19 protein-coding genes and 4 pseudogenes are annotated in these 21,240 nt (G+C 63.8%); 14 read left to right on the top strand and 9 right to left on the bottom strand.

The features are described 5' to 3' along the window. Positions 1–130 precede the first annotated feature (130 nt). From ACODSO_RS11255 to ACODSO_RS11220, 8 genes and pseudogenes are all read left to right on the top strand, one after another. The gene (locus ACODSO_RS11255) at positions 131–1,594 is read left to right on the top strand and encodes an aromatic ring-hydroxylating oxygenase subunit alpha (protein ID WP_047040736.1); all 1,464 of its coding nucleotides are present in this window, start codon (positions 131–133) and stop codon (positions 1,592–1,594) included. Between the two features lie 8 nt (positions 1,595–1,602). After that, entirely contained in the window at positions 1,603–2,202 is a 600-nt protein-coding gene (locus ACODSO_RS11250) for a 3-phenylpropionate/cinnamic acid dioxygenase subunit beta (RefSeq protein WP_095795377.1), read from the top strand. After that, a complete protein-coding gene (locus tag ACODSO_RS11245; RefSeq protein WP_047040740.1) occupies positions 2,199–2,531 on the top strand; it encodes a hypothetical protein in 333 nt (110 codons plus the stop codon). The genes ACODSO_RS11250 and ACODSO_RS11245 overlap by 4 nt, the downstream gene beginning before the upstream one ends. A gap of 18 nt (positions 2,532–2,549) precedes the next feature. After that, complete coding sequence (locus ACODSO_RS11240) at positions 2,550–2,744, top strand: ferredoxin (protein WP_047040743.1); 195 nt, start codon at positions 2,550–2,552, stop codon at positions 2,742–2,744. Beyond that, positions 2,744–3,976 carry an NAD(P)/FAD-dependent oxidoreductase gene (locus ACODSO_RS11235; RefSeq protein WP_047040745.1) on the top strand — a complete coding sequence of 411 codons (1,233 nt, stop codon included), beginning with the start codon at positions 2,744–2,746 and terminating at the stop codon, positions 3,974–3,976. Before ACODSO_RS11240 ends, ACODSO_RS11235 begins: the two co-directional genes overlap by 1 nt. Continuing rightward, a complete protein-coding gene (phtC, locus tag ACODSO_RS11230; RefSeq protein ID WP_047040748.1) occupies positions 3,976–4,722 on the top strand; it encodes a 3,4-dihydroxyphthalate decarboxylase in 747 nt (248 codons plus the stop codon). Before ACODSO_RS11235 ends, phtC (ACODSO_RS11230) begins: the two co-directional genes overlap by 1 nt. A gap of 70 nt (positions 4,723–4,792) precedes the next feature. Continuing rightward, positions 4,793–5,248: pseudogene (gene phtC, locus ACODSO_RS11225) on the top strand (3,4-dihydroxyphthalate decarboxylase); the annotation flags it as partial. 56 nt (positions 5,249–5,304) lie between these two features. After that, complete coding sequence (locus ACODSO_RS11220) at positions 5,305–6,096, top strand: IclR family transcriptional regulator (protein ID WP_047040750.1); 792 nt, start codon at positions 5,305–5,307, stop codon at positions 6,094–6,096. 267 nt (positions 6,097–6,363) lie between these two features. On the opposite strand, the pseudogene ACODSO_RS11215 reads toward ACODSO_RS11220, so the two are convergent. The 6 genes and pseudogenes from ACODSO_RS11215 to ACODSO_RS11190 form a co-directional block, all read right to left on the bottom strand. Beyond that, a pseudogene (locus ACODSO_RS11215) lies at positions 6,364–7,425 on the bottom strand (ISL3 family transposase); the annotation flags it as partial. A 126-nt stretch (positions 7,426–7,551) separates the two neighbouring features. Then, a complete protein-coding gene (locus ACODSO_RS11210) occupies positions 7,552–7,974 on the bottom strand; it encodes a hypothetical protein (protein ID WP_156525812.1) in 423 nt (140 codons plus the stop codon). Positions 7,975–8,153: 179 nt separating this feature from the next. Further along, positions 8,154–8,945: an IS21-like element IS1415 family helper ATPase IstB gene (gene istB, locus ACODSO_RS11205; protein WP_003944771.1), complete on the bottom strand. Its 792-nt coding sequence runs from the start codon at positions 8,943–8,945 to the stop codon at positions 8,154–8,156. Continuing rightward, entirely contained in the window at positions 8,945–10,486 is a 1,542-nt protein-coding gene (gene istA / locus ACODSO_RS11200; RefSeq protein ID WP_030538069.1) for an IS21-like element IS1415 family transposase, read from the bottom strand. The genes istB and istA overlap by 1 nt, the downstream gene beginning before the upstream one ends. 115 nt (positions 10,487–10,601) lie before the next feature. Next, positions 10,602–10,775, bottom strand: coding sequence for a hypothetical protein (locus ACODSO_RS11195; protein ID WP_489037047.1), 174 nt, complete (start codon positions 10,773–10,775; stop codon positions 10,602–10,604). A 94-nt stretch (positions 10,776–10,869) separates the two neighbouring features. Next, positions 10,870–11,247 carry a hypothetical protein gene (locus ACODSO_RS11190; protein WP_047040757.1) on the bottom strand — a complete coding sequence of 126 codons (378 nt, stop codon included), beginning with the start codon at positions 11,245–11,247 and terminating at the stop codon, positions 10,870–10,872. 161 nt (positions 11,248–11,408) lie between these two features. Between ACODSO_RS11190 and ACODSO_RS11185 the strand changes: the two genes are divergently transcribed. Continuing rightward, positions 11,409–11,699, top strand: a complete 291-nt coding sequence (locus ACODSO_RS11185) for a transposase (protein ID WP_047040760.1) — start codon at positions 11,409–11,411, stop codon at positions 11,697–11,699. Between the two features lie 5 nt (positions 11,700–11,704). Then, complete coding sequence (locus tag ACODSO_RS11180; RefSeq protein WP_489037046.1) at positions 11,705–12,589, top strand: IS3 family transposase; 885 nt, start codon at positions 11,705–11,707, stop codon at positions 12,587–12,589. Between the two features lie 523 nt (positions 12,590–13,112). Here the strand turns inward: ACODSO_RS11180 and ACODSO_RS11175 are convergent. After that, a pseudogene (locus ACODSO_RS11175) lies at positions 13,113–13,439 on the bottom strand (transposase); the annotation flags it as partial. 77 nt (positions 13,440–13,516) lie between these two features. Between ACODSO_RS11175 and ACODSO_RS11170 the strand changes: the two are divergent. Further along, positions 13,517–13,666: pseudogene (locus ACODSO_RS11170) on the top strand (IS1634 family transposase); the annotation flags it as partial. Between the two features lie 586 nt (positions 13,667–14,252). Here ACODSO_RS11170 and ACODSO_RS11165 read toward each other — a convergent pair. Then, entirely contained in the window at positions 14,253–15,164 is a 912-nt protein-coding gene (locus ACODSO_RS11165) for an alpha/beta fold hydrolase (RefSeq protein WP_489037045.1), read from the bottom strand. Positions 15,165–15,876: 712 nt separating this feature from the next. Between ACODSO_RS11165 and ACODSO_RS11160 the strand changes: the two genes are divergently transcribed. The 3 genes from ACODSO_RS11160 to ACODSO_RS11150 all read left to right on the top strand — a co-directional run bounded on the left by ACODSO_RS11160 (position 15,877) and on the right by ACODSO_RS11150 (position 20,360). After that, on the top strand, positions 15,877–17,133 hold the full coding sequence (locus ACODSO_RS11160; RefSeq protein WP_489037044.1) for an MFS transporter: 1,257 nt from the start codon (positions 15,877–15,879) through the stop codon (positions 17,131–17,133). Between the two features lie 204 nt (positions 17,134–17,337). Continuing rightward, positions 17,338–18,786, top strand: a complete 1,449-nt coding sequence (locus ACODSO_RS11155) for a glycosyltransferase family 87 protein (RefSeq protein ID WP_064257180.1) — start codon at positions 17,338–17,340, stop codon at positions 18,784–18,786. Between the two features lie 32 nt (positions 18,787–18,818). Continuing rightward, positions 18,819–20,360, top strand: coding sequence for a carboxylesterase/lipase family protein (locus tag ACODSO_RS11150; RefSeq protein WP_489037043.1), 1,542 nt, complete (start codon positions 18,819–18,821; stop codon positions 20,358–20,360). Here the strand turns inward: ACODSO_RS11150 and ACODSO_RS11145 are convergent. Beyond that, positions 20,353–21,219, bottom strand: coding sequence for a DNA-formamidopyrimidine glycosylase family protein (locus ACODSO_RS11145; RefSeq protein ID WP_489037042.1), 867 nt, complete (start codon positions 21,217–21,219; stop codon positions 20,353–20,355). The genes ACODSO_RS11150 and ACODSO_RS11145 overlap by 8 nt on opposite strands. Between the last annotated feature and the right edge of the window lie 21 nt (positions 21,220–21,240).

Raw genomic sequence — 21,240 nt, 5'->3', positions numbered from 1 at the left:
AGCACTTTAGATGAGTCTCGTCGGGGGCTTGACGAACGCCACACTTTAAGTCATTCTCTTTCTAAAAGAAACTATCTCTGATTACCAGAGATGACTGGCGTCTTGCCGGCCCGGACAAGGAGATCCATCAATGACTGACCACAGCGGCGTGATTCAGGATGTACGGCAGGGCATGATCCCTGCACACATTTACAACGACAAAGAGATCTTCGAGCTTGAAAAGGAGCGGGTCTTTGGTCGCAGCTGGCTTTTCGTCGCCCACGAATCCGAGGTGCCCGAAGCTGGCGACTACGTGGTGCGCCGCGTCCTGGAAGACTCATTCATCATTTCCCGTGATGAACATGGAGAAATCCGGGCACTGTTCAACATGTGCCTTCACCGCGGCATGCAGGTCTGCCGCACGGAGATGGGAAACGCTTCCCACTTCCGTTGCCCGTACCACGGGTGGTCCTACCGTAACGACGGCCGCATAGTCGGACTGCCCTTCCACAAAGAGGCATACGGCGGCGAAGAGGGCTTCAAGAAGCAGGGGCAGACGTTGCTGCCTGCTCCTTCCCTGGGCATCTACAACGGCCTTATCTTCGTCAGCCTGGATCCTGACGCAGAGCCGTTGGAGGACTTCCTGGGTGACTTCAAGTTCTACATGGACTACTACACGAAGCAAAGCTCCGGCGGGATTGAACTGCGCGGGCCGCAGCGGTGGCGGGTCAAGGCCAACTGGAAAATCGGAGCCGAAAACTTCGCCGGCGACATGTATCACACCCCCCAGACCCACACCTCCGTCGTCGAAATTGGTTTGTTCCGCGAACCAAAGGCGGAAAAGCGCAAGGACGGGACAACCTATTGGGCCGGCAACGGCGGCGGAACTACCTACAAGCTTCCCGAAGGAAGCCTGGAGGACCGCCTCCGCTACGTGGGCTACCCGGACGAGATGATCGCCCGCATGAAAGAGCAGTGGAGCCAGGAGCAGCTCGACGTCGTGGGCAAGGACGGGTTCATGGTGTCGGCGGCGTCGGTGTTCCCGAACATGAGCTTCGTGCACAACTGGCCACGGGTCGAAGAAGACTCCGATGAAGTGCTCCCGTTCATCTCCATCCGGCAGTGGCAGCCAATCAGTGAAGACGAGACCGAGATCGTATCGTGGTTCGCCGTCGACAAGAACGCGCCCGAAGAGTTTAAGGCACTTTCCTACAAGGCCTATCTCATGTGCTTTGGCAGCGGCGGCATGTTCGAGCAGGACGACGTGGAAAACTGGGTTTCCTTGACCAGCACCGCCGGCGGCCCGATGGCACGGCGCCTGCTGCTGAACAGCCGCATGGGCATGCTGGAAAACGGACAGAACGTCGTCGAACCCCTGACCCCCGAGCAGTACTCCGGCCCCGGCTCGACCCGCGTCGGATACAGCGAATACAACCAGCGTGAACTGCTCCTGCGATGGGCCAACCATCTTGAACGACCGATGGAAAAAGCGGCCCAGGTGCACGTCGGCAGCAATCCGGTGCAGGACTGTCCGTCTGACACCCCGGATTCTTTCCCGGCTCCCGCTGAGCACAACGGGCACGCCCCGGCAATGACCGTTTCGAAGGAGGGCTAGCCGTGGGTATTGAAGCCGTAACCGAACGCAGCAACAAATCTCTCTCGGAGCAGTCGGTGCTGGGAGGGCACGCCCCCCGTACTCAGAGGACGGGTGACTCCCTGCCGTTCAATGATGAACTTCATCTGCAAGCCCACAAGTGGCTTGTCGATGAATCCTATTTGCTCGACGCACAGGAGTACGACGAGTGGCTGAGCCGCCTCACGGACGACGTGCACTATCTCATGCCGGTGAGGGTGACCACTGCCCTCGGGGCCGGTTACAGCACGTCTCCCGGGATGGCGCACATGGATGAAAACAAGTACTCGCTGAGCCGCAGGGCGGCGCGCTTCGCCACGGAACACGCCTGGACCGAAGACCCTCCGTCGCGGCTGCGCCACTACGTCACCAACGTCCGGACGTTCCGTACCGGTAACCCGGATGAGATCATCGTGGATTCGGCGGTCCTGCTGTTCCGCAGCCGGGGCGACGTCCGCGAGGCCGCGACCGTGTCGGCAGGCAGGGAGGATCTGCTGCGCCGCACCGGCTCCGGCTGGCAGCTCGCCCGCCGCACCATCATGGTCGACGAGGCGGTCATCCGGATGCAGAATCTGGCCATATTCCTATGAAACTCGAATGGGAAGGCGAAGAGGAGGACCGCCTTGCCGCCATTCGAGCGGCGGAGGAGCGCGACCGGCTGGAAGCACGGGTCAACGGCGCTCCGATCGTGATCGCCAACGAATTCTCCGAAGTCCAGGTAAGCCGCGTCGAGACGCGGAACGGCTCGCGGCTGATGATCAAGTCCCCGCGCTCCGGCCAGTGGGTGTCCCTGTGCCCCCTGGAGCTGGAAGCCCTCACCTGGCAGGCGCCGGCAACCTTCTCGGCCATGATCGGGCATCCGTTCGGGCCGCTTGTCACCGAGGACGAGCAGCCGCCCCAGAACAAAAACAACATCTAGAGGCCAAGGAGATTGACAATGCCTACCGTAAAAGCAGATCTGCAAGCCTGCCAGGGCTACGCCAACTGCGTCGTTGGGGCACCCGACTACTTTGATCTGGATGACGACGGAATCGTTGTTCTCCTCAGGACCAAAGTTCCCGAGGCCGAGCGTTCCCGTGTCACCGAGGCTGCCCGCAGCTGCCCGGTGTCCGCCCTAGTAGTGGAGGACTGATGAACACGACCACAGTTATCGTCGGCTCCTCAACCGGCGGCGTGCGTGCTGCCCAGTCCCTGCGCCTGGAGGGGTATGAAGGCGACATCGTCCTCGTCGGTGCTGAGACGGAACTCCCGTACGACAAGCCGCCGTTGTCCAAATCCGTCCTCTCCGGCAAAGCAGAGGAGTCGTCCATCCGCCTCCTTACCCGCGAGCAGGCGGAGGAAGCCAGCATCCGGCTGCTGCTCGGGCACGCCGCCACAGGCATCGATGTCGCCGGAAACCTGTTGTACCTCCAGGACCACGAACCCCTACACTTCGACAACCTTGTGATCGCCACGGGCGCATCTGCCCGACCCTCACCCTGGGGCCAACGGCCCGGGATCCACGTGCTCCGTTCCCTGGACGATGCCCGGAAACTGCGCGCCGACCTCCTCAAAGGCGGGGAACTGGCAGTGATCGGCGCCGGTTTCATCGGTGCCGAAGCAGCCGCGACGGCACGTACGCTCGGTCTGGAAGTGACAGTCATCGACCCGATGCCCATACCAATGAGCCGCATCTTCAACGCCGAAATCGCACAGCTGTTTGGAGAACTCCACCGCAACAACGGCGTCACCACGATCTTTGGCACCGGAGTCGAGGCCATTGAGGGCGAGCACGGGTCCTTCAGCGTCAGGCTTACCAACGGCCAGACAGTACAAGCCGCCACCGTTCTCATCGGGATCGGCGCGGTTCCCAACGACGCCTGGCTGGCCTCCTCGGGACTGCTGGTGGACAACGGCGTCGTGCTGGACGAGTTCTGCAGGGCTGTGGACGCCCCGAACGTGTATGGCGTCGGCGACGTGGCGCGCTGGCGGCATCAGAAGCACGGTGCGGACATCCGGATCGAGCACTGGACAAACGCGGTTGAGCAAGCCTCATGCGTCGCCCACAACATCACCCATCCGGACAGTCCCCGCGAGTACACACCGGTTGAATACGTCTGGAGCGACCAGCACGACTGGAAAATCCAGGTCGTCGGTCGCGTGGGAGGCAACGCCGACCATGTCCTCATCGGAGACCCTGAGCTGCACGGTCGGTTCGCAGCGCTCTACACCACCGACGGAGTGGAACTGTACGGTGCCGCGATCGTGAACTGGCCGAAGGCCCTGCTTGCCTGCCGCCGCGGCATGGGATCAGGGATCGGCGTGCAGGAACTGCGCGACAAACTCGAGCTCCTGCTCGAGCCCCGGCCGACGGCGGCACTCTGATGCGGGGAAGTCAGCCGCCGGTGGTCCACGAAGAGCAACGGCAGGCCATCGCAATGGCCTGCCGGGTCCTGGCCGGCCGCGGCCTCGCCGACGGAATCCTCGGCCACATCAGTGCGCGAACGGGGGAGAACGAGCTCTTGGTCCGTTGCAGGGGTCCCAAGGAGCGTGGCCTCGCGCACACCGAAGCCAACGACATCCGGCTGGTCGACCTCGACGGCAATCCCGCCGCCGAAGGCGAGCTCGACAGCGGCTACACGGTCCCCAACGAGCTGCCTCTGCACACCGAGCTGCTGCGGCGGCGCCCGGATATCAACTCCGTTGTGCATGCCCACCCCCCGCAGGTCGTGGCCGCCGACTTGGCAGGGCTCGCTATCCGGCCGATCGTCGGGGCGTTCGACATCCCGGGCACCCGCCTGGCGGCAGACGGAATACCCGTCTACCCCAGAGGAGTGCTCGTGCGAAACCGCGAGCTCGCAGCGGAAATGCTCGACGCCATGGGCGATCGGCCCGTGGTGCTGCTGCGCGGACACGGCCTCACCAGCGCGGCGCCGACGATGGAGCAGGCGGTCCTCCAAGCCATCAGCGTAAACACCTTGGCAGGCCTGTCGCTTCAGATCACAGCAGCCGGAGGGCAGCTGCACGACCTTCCCGGTCCCGACATGGCGGAGCTGCCAGATCTCGGAGGGCCGTTCAACATCGCGACCGCCTGGCGACACGAGCTCGCCCGGCTGAGCGTCAGCCCATGAAGCCGGCCAGCGCGGCAGTGCCGACAGTCCCGCCGACGCTGGGTACGATACAAGGCATGCGATCGACAGAGACAGAAGACGGATCCAAATACGGTCCGCCGCCGCAATACCCCCCCCGCAGGTCGTGGCCGCCGACTTGGCAGGGCTCGCTATCCGGCCGATCGTCGGGGCGTTCGACATCCCGGGCACCCGCCTGGCGGCAGACGGAATACCCGTCTACCCCAGAGGAGTGCTCGTGCGAAACCGCGAGCTCGCAGCGGAAATGCTCGACGCCATGGGCGATCGGCCCGTGGTGCTGCTGCGCGGACACGGCCTCACCAGCGCGGCGCCGACGATGGAGCAGGCGGTCCTCCAAGCCATCAGCGTAAACACCTTGGCAGGCCTGTCGCTTCAGATCACAGCAGCCGGAGGGCAGCTGCACGACCTTCCCGGTCCCGACATGGCGGAGCTGCCAGATCTCGGAGGGCCGTTCAACATCGCGACCGCCTGGCGACACGAGCTCGCCCGGCTGAGCGTCAGCCCATGAAGCCGGCCAGCGCGGCAGTGCCGACAGTCCCGCCGACGCTGGGTACGATACAAGGCATGCGATCGACAGAGACAGAAGACGGATCCAAATACGGTCCGCCGCCGCAATACCCCATCGAGTCTGTTGATAACGCCCTGCGGCTGCTCCTGCTGTTCGAAACCCAGCCCAGCATCAGGCTGACCGATGCCAGCACTTACTTGGGCGTGGCGTCGTCGACGGCGCACCGGCTGATGGGCATGCTTCTCTACCGTGGCTTCGTTCGGCAGAACCCGGCGACCCGGGCCTACGAACCTGGGCAGGCGCTGAGCTCGATTGCCTTTGCGATCAGACGGCAGGTGGACATCCGGACACTGGCCCGGCCGGTCCTCGAGCGGATCTTCGAACAAACGGGAGAAACCGTCCACTTCGCCAGGCTTGAGAGGACTGACGTCCAATTCATCGACGCCATCGAAAGCAGGCGAGCGGTCCGCGTCGGTTCCCGCCAGGGCCTCACCTTGCCAGCAAACTGCACTGCGACTGGTAAAGCGATGCTGAGCCTCCTCGGTGAGAAGCAGCTGCGGAATCTGTACCCAGGGCAGGAACTCCCCAAGCTGACTACCAACTCAATTACCTCCAGGTCGGACCTTGAAAGGGAGCTCGACGAAATCCGGCACAGGGGTTACGCAAATAGCCGCGAAGAGAGCGAAGACGGGGTGACATCGGTCGCCGCCGCGGTTGCCGGCCCAAGCGGCACTGTCTACGGAATCAACGTATCTGTGCCGGCCCACCGCATGTCGGAGGAGCTTCGCAGCGACCTCGGGGGCATGCTCCGGGCAGCCGCAGAAGAACTCCAGGGGCGCCTGGTCTAGAAGACTTAAAGCGGCTTCGCGTTTAGGCATGGTTGGTCTGTTTGTTCCGGTAGGGGCGGTGGCCGCCGGCGGCCAGTAGGCATCTGAGTCTGTAGTTGGTGAAGTTGCGGAAGCCGCGGGCGATTCGGCGGGTGGTTTCGATGACGCCATTGAATCGCTTCGGTGGGTCCGTTGGAAGCGCCGTGGGTGTCGAAGTAGGCTAGGATCGCTGTCTTCCATTGAGTGTCCGCCCGAGTCGGGCGACTTCCGGGATGGGGAGGTCGGGAATGATGTGATTACTTCGTTGACGAGTTCCCGGCCCCGCTCCGGGCGGGCGTGGTAGATGTTGCGGAGCTTCTGGTAGCACTGCCAGGCCAGGGTGACTTCGTGGCCGTGATCCCCGGCGCTGAGCTTAGCATCGAGCCGGGCGGCTTGTTTGTCGGTGAGGTGTTCGGCGCCGATCTGCAGGGTTCGACGGATTCCGTAGAGCGGGTCGCCCTTGCGGCCGCGGTGTCCCAGGGTGTCCTGCTGGACCCGGCGGCGGACCTCGTCGATCATGGCCGAGCCGAGCTTCACGACATGGAACGCGTTCAGAACGGCGATGGCTTCGGGCAGCTCGTCACGGATCGCGTTCGCGTAGCCGCGGAACGGATCCAGCGCGGCGGTCTTGATCCCGGCAGTGAACCCTGCGCCGCGTTCTTTGAGCCAGTCCGCATAGGCCTTCCCCGACCGGCCCGGAACCAGGTCAAGCAACCTGGCGTGCACCACCCCCGCGGGGTCGCGGGTGTGGTCCACGATCCCGGTGACCATGCCGGTTCCGGGCGGGCCGGTGTGGGACCAGACATGCTCATCGACCCCGAGCGCATCTACCCCGGTCAGCCGGCCGGTCGATGCGATCCGCCGGGTGGCTTCGATCCTGACCGCGTCCCAGACGGTGTGCCAGGAGACGCCGAGCTGATGGGCCAAGGCGGAGACCGAGGTGTCGAAATGCTGGAGCGCATCGGTCGCCCACCCGGCGGCCCTGGCGGTGAGCTTCGCCCGTGGTCCTGCCAGCGGGTGCTCCTCTGTGAACGTCGTTCTCGGGCAGTCCGGGTCCGGGCACCGCCAGACACGTTTGGCCCACAGCAGCCGCACCGGGCGGCCGAAACAGGGAATGTCATGGAGACGGACCTGGCGGCGTCCATGCCCGACCGCGATGACGCCGCAGTCGGCGCAGCCGGTGACGTTCTCCCCGGTTTCGACGCCCAGAAGCAGGCCGGTACCGGTTGCCGTGACGGAGCTGACGCGGACGCCCTCGACACCGAGCAGCGCATCCGCGCGCGTGCACCAGCGGCCACCGGAACACGACATAGAGTTATTCATGTCAGGGTCTCTTTTGGGTATTGGTTGCTTGGTCGCGACCAATTCAAAGAGGCCCTGACCTCTTTCCTGCCGCACCACGCCGCAGCTGCATGCGGCCACGCCCTGCCCCCGGCGTCAGACGGCCCTCACCCTGCTCATCGTCGAAGGCCCAAGGCGACCGGCTTCCCGGCGAACGCGGCCGCAGGCGCCGGACTCCTCCGGCCGCCAGATTGTGTGCACGCCAACGTCGAGCAACTTCCGCTCACCGACGTCCGTGATGACCCAGACAAATCCGTGTTCCGGAAACGTCATGTCAACCCGCCCGTACCACAATGCCCCGGTTTCATGATCCCTCACAGCGATGCGGTGCCCGCGGGCCAGGGACAGGAAGACTTCGATTTCGCATTCTGTCAGCGACTCTTTCAACCCATTCCTCCCCGGCGCTGCGCCGAGAGCCGCCGTACGCAGGGAACAGCCGGCCTGGCGGGCGGCGGGGCAGACCATGCTAAAAACGCTGCCAGCCGGCGCGCCGGAGAGATCGCTCTGCTGTCCGTTCATCGCAGCCCGCTCCCCCACCTTTCGAGTGTCACACCGCGTGGAACGTCGCTGTCCAGGCGCGCTTCTGTCAATGGCCACGAAGTTCTCCCCGTAGGCGGCCAGTAGTTCTCCCCGCTGGTGGCCACGGGTTCTCCCCGGTGGCGGCCAGTTGTTTTTCCCCACCCGCTTTCTGATTTGGGTTAGCTGAAGGGCTTCACCCCCTTGCCGGTGGTGGCTTCGGTGAGGCGGAAGGAGTCGCCGTCGGTGACGACGACGTGCGCATGGTGCAGGAGCCGGTCAACGGTGGCGGTGGCCAATGTTTTGGGCATGATCTCGTCGAAGCCGGAGGGGTGCAGGTTGCTCGAGACGGCAATCGCTCGGCGTTCGTAGGCAGCGTCGACGAGGCGATAGAATCCTTCGGCGGCGTCTTCAGAGACCGGGAGCAGACCGATGTCGTCGACGATGATCAGGTCGGAGCGGATGATCCTCGTCAGGGCTCGGGCGATGGAGTCGTCGGCACGGTGCCGGCGGACCAGGGCACCGAGGTCTTCGATGGTGAACCAAGACACCGCCAGCCCAGCTTCGACTGCGGCCTGCCCGAGTGCCTCGGTGAAGTGAGACTTGCCAGTTCCCGAAGGCCCACAGACGCAGAAACATTCACGCCGCCCGACCCACTCCAGGGTGCGGAGCGCGTCCTGGGTGGCGCGGGGAATCGACGATTTCGTTTCGTCCCAGTCGCCGAAGGTCTTGCCGGTAGGGAAACCCGCGCGTTTGCGGCGAGTGTGCAGGTTCGCCCGGTCCCGGCCGGCGGCTTCCTCAGCGAGGAGAACCCGCACGACTTCGGCGGGGTCCCAGCGTTGGGCTTTCGCGGTCGGGATGATATCGCTCAAGGACCTGCGGATATGGGGCAGTTTCAGGCGTTTAGTCAGGTCGATCGCCTCGGCCAACGGGTCGCCGTTAGCGCTGGTAACAGTGCGCAAAGGGGTGCTCATCAGGCGTCATCGCTTTCATCGTCAGTAGTGGCTGGGCTGGCCGGCGCTGGTGTCTGGCCGAAGGTGGACCAGGCGGCGGTGCCCGGTTGCAGAGTGTGGTTCTCGCTGCGACGGACCGGATCAGCGTGTTCGTGGGTGACTTGGTAGTCGAGGATCGAGATCAGGTCCCGATCGGCGAACCGGCCGGTCATCGCCGCCGTCCCCAACGCTCTGTCGACTGCGTCCGGGGAGTGCAGCTTCGAAAGGTCCACGGCCTCGGCCATCTTCGCCCTGATGCGGCGCGCTCCCGCGGCGGCAGCCTCGACCAGCCAGCTGTTGGCACCCTGGCCCAACTGTAGGAAGGCGAGCTCGGCGGCGGTACGAGGCTTGGGCACCCGGTCGGCGGCGTCGCGGTCTGGGCGGGGTGGGTAGTGGTCGTTGTCGAGGACCGGTGAACCGGGTTGGCCGCGGCGGTGCCGCGCGACTTCGACTGCACCGCCATCATTGTCGACGGCGGTCACGATCAGCTCCTCACCATGGAAGCGGGCCCAGACCCGAGTGTCGATCAACGTGTGCGGCACCGAATACCGCACCCCTTCCACCGAGATCGTCGACTCCCAGTTCACCCGCCGGGTAGTGCCGAACACCGCGGTGAACGGAGATTTCGGCAGCGGATGCAGCCGCTGCAACTCTTCGGCCAGCCGCTCGACCGGCCGCCGCCGAGTAGAGCTGTGGACGCGGGTGTTGACGTCGGTGCAGAACTGCCGGCAAGCCGACTCGAGCTCACCGAAAGAGTGATACTGCTCGCGCAGGTTCACCTCCTTCGGCAACAGGTCGGCTTTGGCGATCCGCACCGTCGCCTCACTTCCTCCCTTCGACTCCGGATCAGCAGGTAAACACGTCCGCAGCGTCGTGCCGTAATGCCGTGCCACCTCCACGATCTCCGGATTGCGGACCGCGATCCCGGCCACGTGATCGATCGTCGCGGTCTTCTCGTTGTCGGTGAGGACATAGACCGGAACCCCGCCCAAGCGGCGGAATGTCGCATCCAAACACGCCGCCACCGTCGGCAATGTCTTGTCCCAGATCGGGATCACCACCCGAAATCGCGACCACGCCAACCATGCGCAGAACAACGTCGTCTTCCGGCCGGAAATCGTTGGCCCGTCACCGAAGTCGTACTGTAACCACAGCCCAGGTTCGGTTACCCACGGCCGATACACTCGCCGCCGACCAGCCCGAAACTGGGCCTTCGCCTCCGCGACCGTCCGGCGCGTGGTCCGCTCACCGCCGGTGAACCCCAGCGCGACGATCCGTTCGTGGATGACATCCGCGCGGACCTTGCCCTGCGAGCGGACCACCAACTCCTCGATCTTCGGCAGAAAGTCGTCGATCGCCCGCGCTCGATGCCGCCGGCGGTCCGGCGGCTGCCCCGCAGCGCGCATCTGCACATACCGGGCCACCGTGTGGTGATCACACCCAGCCAGCTCCGCCGCCGCCCGATAACTACCCGTGAGGTCGTACGCCTCCAAAATTTCCATGATCTCCCTGCTCGATTTCATCCACCCAGCGTTGCCGGGACCGAATCTGACTCACAGCAGGTGGGGAACTATCTGGCCGTACGCGGGGAGAAACCATGGCCACAAAATGCGCCATAAATGGCCGCCAGTGGGGAGCTTACGATGGCCGTCGACACGCTTCATAGCGGCCCGGGGCGAGGCGGGCCACCGAGATGCCGACGTGTTCAGCCATCGCCGCCGGCTTCAGCAGATCCACCGCTTCATCCAGGGCGGCGTCCAGTTCTTTTCGGGTGTGAACGGCGACGACGAGACAACCGGGTGCTGCGTGCATGGTCAAATCCTTAATCTGAGGGCGGTGATCAGTACTTTGGGACACGCCAAATGTCCCTGGGACGGAACGGAGGAGCGGCAGCCCGCCGGCATGATCAAGCCAGGGCCCAAATCCCGGCGGCCCCGGCGGAACCTAGGGGACCAAGGCTTCCGGCAGAAGAAGGGGCAGGACCGTGGAACGCTGCAGAACGGCGGCGGTTTACCTCCGACAGTCCCATGATGGTGGCTTCAACATCTTCCAGGGATTGCTGAATCCAGGCGAGGGCGGCCAGGTCATCGGAACTGTGGGCCGCGTCGATTGATGACGCCTCTAGGAGCGCAGCCCGGCGGCTGATCCTGCCGGAAAGTTCGAGGATCAACGGCGGAATCATGGCCAGGGATTCACCCCGCGTTAGGTGCGCGAAGGCTTCTTTTCCAGCGCCACGGTGGGTGACGGCGACCGTGAGGGCCAGATCTGAGGAGTTTGTGGTCATGGGTCTGTCCTTCAGGTTGTTCAAAGTCCTGGTCTTTTCGGAGTGCTTCCGGTACGACGGAAGGGGAGTCTCGGGTGGTTCGTCCCGCCGCAGATCGTCCGCGCCGCAGGCACACTGAGGTGTACTACTGATGTGAGACACAGTTTGAAAGGATTGTGCTCATGTCTGCTCGACCTACCTATTCCGATGAGTTCAAGGCTGATGCCGTTGAGCTCGTGGTTTCATCTGGCCGTTCGCCGGCTTCTGTCGCTCCGGAGCTCGGCATTTCCGTCACCGCGTTGAAACGCTGGGTGCGGGTGTCCCGTGAGGGGCAACCAGGCGGTGGGGGGAAACCGGATGATCCGGTGGATCCTGCGAAATACAAGGCGTTGGAAGCACGGATGCGTGAGCTGGAGAGGGAGAACGATTTCCTGAAAAAAGTTTCGGCGTTCTTCGCCAAAGAACAACGGTAGAGGACTTGTACCGAGTTGTTCAGGAGAAGAACGCCGACTTCCCGGTGGCCTGGATGTGCCGCCAGCTTGGTCTCCCACGGGCGACGTATTACCGGCGGCTGGACGGCGGCGACACCCCGACTGCGCTGCGCCGCCGGGAACTGACGGATCAGGTGAAGACCGTCTTCGATTCCTCCGACGGGATCTTCGGGCACCGCATGGTCCATGCGAAACTTGCCGCCGCCGGCATCGAGGTTTCGGTGGGCACTGTCGCGGGGATCATGGCCGAAAACGGGTGGGCGGCAAAGCGGATGAGAGCGTTCAAGCGCACCACGATCGCCTCGGATCCGGATAAAGTCTTCGAGGACCTCATCGGCCGGGACTTCACTGCAGAAGCCCCTGGAACGCGTCTGGTGGGCGATATTACCTACCTGCGCACCGGCGAAGGGTGGCTGTATTTGGCCACTGTCATTGACCTGTGCACCCGCATGGTCGTCGGCTGGGCCATGGCTGAGCACATGCGCGCCTCGTTGGTTACCGGAGCCCTGACGATGGCCAGGGACAGCGGCCACCTGAGCCCCAACGCCATTTTTCACAGCGACCACGGAACGCAGTACACCTCCCGGGAAATGGGCGCCTGGTGCGCAGGAAACAAGATCCGCCAATCCATGGGCGCCACCGGGGTGTGCTGGGACAATGCAGTCGCAGAATCGCTGTTCTCATCCCTGAAAAACGAGTTCTACCATCACCACAGCTTCACCACCCGCCAGGACGCCAGACGGGCGACCATGCGCTACATCGAAGTGTTCTACAACCGCTGGCGCCCTCACACCAACAACGAGGGTCTGCCGCCCGCGACAGCAATGGCCAACTTCACAACCAGAAACCAGCCGCTTCCCGCTGCTGCCTGACCGAAAAGAAACTACCCGACTGTCTCACATCCTTGACACACCTCACACCGTCCGCCACCGGAATGGGCCTGCGGCACGGACGGTCTGCGGCTCTACAAGCCCGGGCGCACCTCCCGATCGACGCAGCCAAATACGAAACGGCAGCTTTCAAGGCCGCGTTCTCCACGGCCCGGTCTTTGGTTTCAACAACACCGACCGTCAGTGCCCCTGCCCGGCCGAGACATCAACCATGCTTAACTGCGAAGGGCCCTTAAAGCGACCCCGTACTGCTCCGGCAGTACTTTCCAAAGGGCACGGACCTGAACGTGTGGAGTTAGACCAGCTCGATGACGTCTGCGACGGACTCAACGACAGGCCCCGAGCATGTCTCAACGACCGCTCGCCACGGGCAGCCATGCAACGATTAGGACACCGGATGCAAACACATCTAATTCGCAACGTTCACTAGAAACCGCCCCGTATATCGGGGGCTGATCCTCGGCGCCAACGCAGCACGGGACCTTCGCAGCAGGGCCTATCGGCACCCCTCCCGGTCCCGCGGAACGTCGATCTGCACCGGGCCTGTCGTCTCCGTCAGCACGGTCTGGGACCGCGTTCCGTTGCGCGAGTTGGCAGTATCCTTCGCCGCCGTGTCGTGCCGTTCATAACCGAGGTGCTCGGTCAGTTCCTCGTCCAGGGCGGTTTCGATGACGGTCTTGGTCAGCTGCTTGAGCAGTCCGTCAGGACCGGCCAGGGACAGCCCCTGCTCCCTCGCCATCCTGACCAGCTCGCGGGCAGCCTCGGCCTCGGATTTCTCTGTCAGTTCGTCAACGGTTTTCGTACTCGGCACAGCCTCAAGTGTTGCGGCCATATCGGGCTCCTTCCCGCCAGGCTTGCCGCCCCGGCGTGTCGAGCCGGATACACCGTTAATTCCCCAGTCCCTGCCCGGGCAGCACGCCGCTGAAGAAGGCGAGGTTCCTGAAGGTCACCGGCGCCGAGAAGATGTCCGCAGCAGCGGTGATCGGCGCGTATCACGACCTGTGGCAGGTTGAGGCGTCCTTCCGCATGACCAAGTCCGATCTGAAGGCCCGGCCAGTGTGAGCCCCGCCCGGCACCGATCTCAGACCCAGAACCGGCCGCAGCCGAGGGCTTCCACGATGGGGACCGCTTCTTCCTCCGCCCCCTCTGGCGGGGCCAGCCAGTGGCCCGTGGAAGGGGGAGCGGAATCAGGGGTAGAATCCACCCCGCGGGAGGACCGCCATGCCCCAATGCGGGCCGCCCTGCGGCTGTCGCCCGCCGAAGGATCCCGCGCTTGTGCGTCATCCGGCGCCTGCGCCGGGCCGGCCCGGCGCGCTGAGCGCAACCGGCACACCAGCCCGGGCAACAATTCCCTCAACCGGGTTCGTCCGGGGAGGACGGAGCCACGGGCGCCGCGATCTCTTTCACGGGCACATCACGCCCAGCCGAAAACCGCCGCTGTCTTCGGCCCCTCTCCCAGAGCCCACCGTGGTCGCCGGAAACCGGACACGAACAGGGGGGCCACTTCAAGAGATACAGGCCAGTTTGTCCGCGATCGCGGTGTTCGACTCGCACGCCGAAGCCAGCAGCACGATCTGGGCGCGCTGCGCCAATCCGGCACGGACTCGAAGACCCCGTCAAGCGGGATAGTTCCCCAGGATCACCATCAACGACGCGTCGCATAGCTGGCGCTGCGACGGCCTGCGTAGTCCGCCAGGATTCGAACGAAGTCCTCGGTTCGCTCCGCGAAGACGGCGTGGCCCGCGGTTCCCAGGATGTGCAGGCTCGTGGTCTCCGAGACGAGGGCGAGCTTCTGGTAGAAGGCGATGCCCAGGTCAACCGGCGCCGAGCGATCGTCGCGGCCCCAGACGACTTCGACGGGAATATTGACCTCGCCGGCGAAGAGGCGAGCGCGGATGTCGTCCTTCGCCGCCTGAAGACTCGGCTCCCAGTATTTCTTCTCAACCATCGGGTAGGTCTTGAGGGCGTTCTGGTGGTTCTCCTTGACGTACTTAGCGGCGGCCGCATTGATTTGTTCCTGCGGCACCGGGGTCACGTACAGCGCACGGAAGTAGGCTCCGCAGATCTCCTCCGGAGACGCGTCCGCCGGAAGCGAACGCGTGATCGCGTCGTAGAACTCAACGTCGCGGAACTTAGCGTCGGTGCCAGCGAGCGTCGCGCTCGACACGATGAAGAGACCTTTGGTCGACTCCGGCATGTCAAGAGCGAGCTTGCTCGCCAGCAGGCCACCGCGCGAGTGCCCGACCAGAATCATGTCCTCGAGTCCCAGAGCGTCGATGAAGCCCCTGGCGTGCTTGACCACCGCATCGAACGTCCACTCGGCATGCGTCGGCGCGAGGTCAGTCTCTCCCTGCCCCAGCTTGTCGAAGGTCACGACGCGGAAGCCCTTGTCGACCAGAGGAGCGATGACGGGAGCCCAACCATCCCCGCCGACCGGCATGCTCATACCCGAGTGGCCACCGTGGATCAGGAGGATGACCGGACCCTCGCCCTGATCGATATAGCGCGTCCTGATTCCGCCGACGGATATGTAGTTCACGGACAGGTCTGTGTTCAACTCAAGCCTCCTGATCAAAGCAACTGGCTCGCCTATGGGGCGAGTATCTGCCATTTCTGTCACACAGAGAAGCCTTCTGTCAAGAGGGATCCGTGATTCAACGCCGGTGACAAGTTGAACGCCCGCGATCGCCGTCGACATCCCGGTCGTCGGTTGACGCTCGTTGTGCGCCAGCTGCTGATGGGGCCCGCCGAGCCCATCCCGATTGGTACGCCTTGGTTGACGTGAATACACGCCGATACAACAGCAACCACAACCGGCTGGCTGCCAGGCGCCATACCAACATCCGTGCGCCTACTCGACATTGGCTCTCCACGGCTCCACTGGGCCGCCTGGCCAGCGTCAACGCGATCGAGTAGGCGGGCGACCGCCACGAGCTGCGAAGCCCGGATTGAGCGGAACCATTGACGAACGACGAGCGAGTGGATAGCACCCATCAGAGTCACTCTCTGCCTAACAGAGGGCAGTGGCCCACAGGCCATCATGCTCCAACTGGAATGCAGCGCCAGGTCAATCTCCCCCAGGAAGAGAGATTGACCTTCGACGTGAAAATGCTCTCGAGCGAGACAAAAAGCTTCTGCGACGCGACATGCCGTCGCGTGTTCGACACAACTTCGCTTCAAGTGGTCGGATGCATCAGTGATCGCGAATTAGACACATGGAGAAGTTCGACATTCTCACCCTCCGCCTATTAGAGAAGGAAGACTGACCAATGAAACAAACACTGTCCAAATTCGAGTCTGAGTCGGTACGTACCCACTCTCGCCGTGCCGCCATCGCCGCCGCAGCCGGTAATGTCTTGGAGGGTTATGACATCGGGATTTATGGCTATTCGGCGGTTATCCTCGCCAAGCTCTTCTTTTCTGACAACGGAACCGGCGCGTTGATCTTAACCTTTGCCGTCTTCGCCTCCGGCTACCTCACGAAGCCACTGGGCGCCGTGCTGTTTGGCCACATTGGAGACCGTTACGGCCGGCGCTTGGCTCTCGTTACTTCAGTCCTGCTCATCGGTATTTGCACGGTACTTATTGGTGTGCTGCCAACCCAGGCCTCCATCGGAATTTCTGCGCCTATCCTACTTACAATTCTCCGCCTGCTCCAGGGCATCGCAGCTGGAGGCGAATCATCTGGCTCGGCCATCTTTATGGTTGAGTCGGCCCCGCCCGCGCACCGCGGCCTCTACGGAAGCTGGCAGCAGGTAAGTACAGCTGGAGGTCTATTGCTTAGCTCGGGAGCGATTGGTGTCCTGTCAGCCGTATTCACTCAGGAAGAAATTTTCGTTTGGGCATGGAGGATCCCCTTCCTTCTCGCCATATTCACAACTCTCGGAGCCCTGTGGCTGCGCCTCGGAGTCGAGGAGACCCCCACGTTTGAGGCACTCGAAAAGAGTGATGCAGTTGTGCACAACCCATTGATGGTTAGCATCAAAAAATTCTGGAGAGAGATAGTCGTGACCATCGGGGTCGCGACAATTGGATCAGTCGGTTACTACATCTTCCTCATGTACATGCCGTCTTACTTGATTGCGGTAATCCACGTCGATCCGAACACTGCGCGCTGGTCTAACGTCACGGCAATTGTCGCGTTCGCAGCGCTCACCCCAATCTTTGGCGGCCTCTCTGACCGCGTCGGGCGCAAGCCACTCTTGCTCGGATCCTGCATCGGCTTCGTACTGCTCAGTTTTCCCGCCATGTATCTGATTACTCAGGGGTCAACCGCACTGATCTATATCGGGCAACTTATCCCAGCCGCGCTGCTTGCCATCTACTCCGGTGCCGTGATGACCGCGTTCGTTGAGCTATTCCGCACCGAGGTTCGGTACACGGCTATGGCAGTGGGATACAACATATCAGTACTCCGCGCCCGCACCGACGGCCACGGTCGCACCGACGACTGCTCCGCCGCAGGTGACCCTGCCGATTCCGACGGAGATCTCCCCGCCCGTCGTCATCACGCCACGGCAGGTTGAAATTCTGCCCGGAGTGACGATTCCGCTTCCCGGGTTGGCACCGGCTCAGCCGGCACCGGCCGCGCCCGAACCGGCTACTCCCGGGCAGTAGCGACTCCACCGGTGACGACCGAACCCGACCGCAAGGGTCGAGCATTGGCGAGCCCCGGTCGCCTCGACGCGGCGAGCGAGAATGACCGAGATCTACCCAGTCGGACCGATCCGATGGCCGGGGAATTGTCCTCGGTCATCGGCGGTCCGGTCGGACGTCACGCGGTGATCGGACGGCAACGGTGGTTCACCGCACTGCGGGTGATCCTGCTGTTGGCGGTGATCTTCCTGTGCTTCGGTTGGTTCGCGAAGGCGGCGTGCATTCAGCAGGCTCCGGTCGGTCCCAACGGTGAACTGGGACTGGATTGGAGTGGCAGCCGGCAGTACGTGGCCATGTGCTATTCGGACACCGTGCCGCTGTACGGTGCCGAGCGACTCGACCAAGGCGCGTTCCCGTACAAGAAGTCCTGGGAAGAAACCAAGGCCGACGGCTCGACCCAGGTTCGATACATGGAGTACCCGGTGCTCGCGGGGCTGTACCAGTACGGCTCGATGGTCGTCGGGAAGATGTGGAACTCGCTGAGTTTCCTTCCCCAGGCCCTGCCCGTCGTCGTGTATTTCAACGTGGTTGCCCTGGGTCTCGCCGTCGCCTGGCTCGTCACCGTGTGGGCCACGGCAATAGCTGCGGGACGGCGGATCTGGGACGCGGCCCTGGTCGCCGCGTCGCCGCTGGTGATCGTCCACGGCTTCACCAATTTCGACGCTCTGGCCGCGGCTTTCGCGCTCACCGGTCTGTTGGCATGGGCCAAGAAGAGGCCGGTTCTCGCCGGTGTGCTGATCGGACTCGGCGGTGCCACTAAGCTCTATCCCCTGCTGTTCCTCGGTCCGCTTCTGGTGTTGTGCTGGCGGACCGGCCGGATGCGGGAGTGGGGCCTCACCGCGAGCGCTGCCATCGGAGCCTGGCTGGCCGTGAATCTTCCTCTGGCGCTGCTGTATCCGTCGGGGTGGTACGAGTTCTTCCGGCTCAACTCCGAGCGCGGAGCCGACCCCGATTCCCTGTACAACGTGGTCACCTCGTTCACCGGCTGGCCCGGTTTCGACGGTCCGCTCTATGCAGGCGCCAAGCCCCTGATCCTCAATGCCGTGACGCTGGTGTTGTTCGCCATCGTGTGTGCGGTGATCGCCTACATCGGCACGACGGCCCCCGTGCGGCCGCGGCTCGCGCAGTTGATATTCCTGGTGGTCGCCGGCTTCCTGCTCACCAACAAGGTATGGAGCCCGCAGTATTCGCTGTGGCTGGTTCCACTGGCCGTGCTTGCGTTACCGCATCGCCGAATACTGTTGGCGTGGATGACGATCGACGCGTTCGTCTGGTTCCCGCGGATGTACTACTACTTGGGCGTGGAGAACAAGGGCGTGCCCGAGCAATGGTTCACCGCAGCCGTCGTGGTGCGCGATATCGCGGTGATCGGGTTGTGCGCGTTGATCATTCGGCAGATCTACCGGCCGTCCGAAGACCTCATTCGAAACGGCAGCGCCGTCGACCCGCTCGGTGGCGTTCTCGACGGCGCTGCAGATCGGGTCAGGGCCCGCCCGGTCACATATAGCGGCCCAACTGCTTGACGGCTTCACCGGCGTGCTTGTACACTCGCGACATGGCTGTGACGACACGCGTGACCACCTCCGACGGCATCATCGAGGGAAAGCCCGTCGGTGACCTCACCACCTGGCGAGGCATTCCCTACGCCGCCCCACCCGTCGGCCCACTGCGTTTCCGGGCGCCGCAACCCACCGAACCGTGGGACGGCGTGCGCGACGCCACCGAGTGGGGCAATGCCTCCGTTCAGCACAAGCGAGGCACGATGCTCGCGATCGGCAAGTACCAGCCGTCCAGCGAGGACTGCCTGACGCTCAATGTGCTCGCCCCCAGCGCACCGAGCGCGAACCCGCGTCCGGTCATGGTGTTCATCCATGGCGGGATGTACACCCTCGGCACGTCCGCTACTCCCCTGTACGGCGGCGGCTCCCTGGTGCGCCGCTCGCTGAAGGACGGCGACGGCATCATCTACGTCTCGGTCAACTACCGACTCGGCGCTCTCGGCTACCTCGACATGTCCCAGTTCTCCACTCCCGAGCGGCCGTTCGACTCCAACCTCGGCTTGCGAGATCAGGTAGCCGCTCTGGAATGGGTGCAACGCAACATCGCCGAGTTCGGCGGCGATCCGAGCAACGTCACCGTTTTCGGTGAGTCTGCCGGCGGCAACGCCGTCACCACCCTGATGACGGTTCCCTCGGCCAAAGGCCTTTTCGCTCAGGCCATTTCCGAGAGTTCCGCTCCCGGCATGACCGCCACCAAGGAGCGCGCCGATCAATGGGCGCGGGAATACGTCGGCTACCTCGGCGGCACCGTCGAGAACGCTGCCGAGACCCTCGAGAACGCCGAGGTACTACGGCTCGGACGCGCGGGGACCAAGCTGGGTCTCACCACGTGGCACCGCACTCCGGGCCTGCTCCCGTTCGGCCCGGTGATCGACGGCGACTTCCTACCGATCAGCCCGGTCGAGGCGTATGCGAACGGAACCGCGCACCGCGTGCCGCTGATCATCGGTACCAATGCCCGTGAGGGAACGCTGTTTCCGAAGTTTCACGTGTTGCCCACCAATCCAGAGCGCATCACCAAGCTGTTCTCACTCACCGATCCCGACGCCGAAGCGGTGGTCACTTCGGGCTACCGGGGCTACCCGAACGAGCGTGCCGCCATCGACTTCGGCGGCGACTTCACCTTCTGGAAGCCGTCACTGGAAGTGGCCGAGGGACATTCGCGTCACGCACCGACGTACTTCTACCGCTTCGACTTCGCCCCGCGATCGATGAAACTGCTCGGCCTCGATGCCACCCACGGCTTCGAGCTGTTCGCCGTGTTCGGCATCAACGAGACCCTCTTCGGCAAGGGGCTCACTCTGGCCGGAGGACGTAAGGCCTTCGCCGAGGTCACCGAGCAGGTGCAGTCGAACTGGATTGCGTTCGCCACCAACGGAAAACCGTTGGACACGTGGCCGGCGTACGACGAGGATTCGCGTCGGACATTGATCTTCGACACCCGCACCCGGGTACAGAAGGACCCACGGAGCGACCGGCGCAAGGCATGGGAAGGCTACCGGGGCTACGACAGCCAGAAGCTCGAACCCGTCACTTGAGCAGTCGCGACATGCGACGGTCGGCGAGAATCTTGCCGGCCGTCTGGCATGTCGCGCAGTACTGAAACGAGCGATCGACGTAGGCGACCTCGCGCACCGGGTCGCCGCACACCGGGCACGGAAGTCCGGTTCTGGCGTGCACTCGCATCCCCGATCGCTTCTCCCCCTTCAGACGCGCCGCATCCTGCCCGGCCGACCGCGCCACCGCGTCGGACAGGACCGAGCGCATCGCGGCATAGAGCGCGCCGACTGATTCGGGATCGAGCTTGCTCGACGACGCGAACGGCGAGAGCTTCGCGACGTGCAGTATCTCGTCCGAGTAGGCGTTTCCGATGCCGGCCAACAGCGACTGATCCACCAACGAGGTCTTCAGTCGCGCGGTGGTGCCGGCGAGGATCTCGGCGAATTCGAGTTCGGTGACCGTGAGCGCATCCGGCCCGAGCCTGGCGATGCTCGCGACCTGTTGCGGGTCGCGCACCACCCACACCGCCAGCCGCTTCTTGGTACCCGCCTCGGTGAGATCGATGGCGGGCGTCGCTCCTTCCGGGGTGAAGAAATGGATCCGCAGCGCCAAGGGTCCTTTGCCCGGCTTCGGCGGTGCGACGCTGGGATTGTCCACCCACCGCAGCCATCCTCCGCGAGAGAGATGGGTGATCAGCCAGAGGTCACCGGCGCGGAGTGCCAAATGCTTCCCGAAGCGGGCGGCATCGGTGACGTCCTTGCCCTGCAGCTCGGTGATCGGCGGATCGAACGTCTTGAGAACGCTCAGCGCGGCGATGTCGATTCGACCGATCACGGCACCGACGGCATGCTCGCGCAGAAAGCCGGCAAGGGCTTCCACCTCGGGTAATTCCGGCATGTGTCCAGTATGCAGCTACGA

Source organism: Rhodococcus sp. FG69, assembly GCF_057808915.1.
Note: the sequence above shows the minus strand (reverse complement) of the source record. Positions and strands in the feature narration are given on the sequence as shown.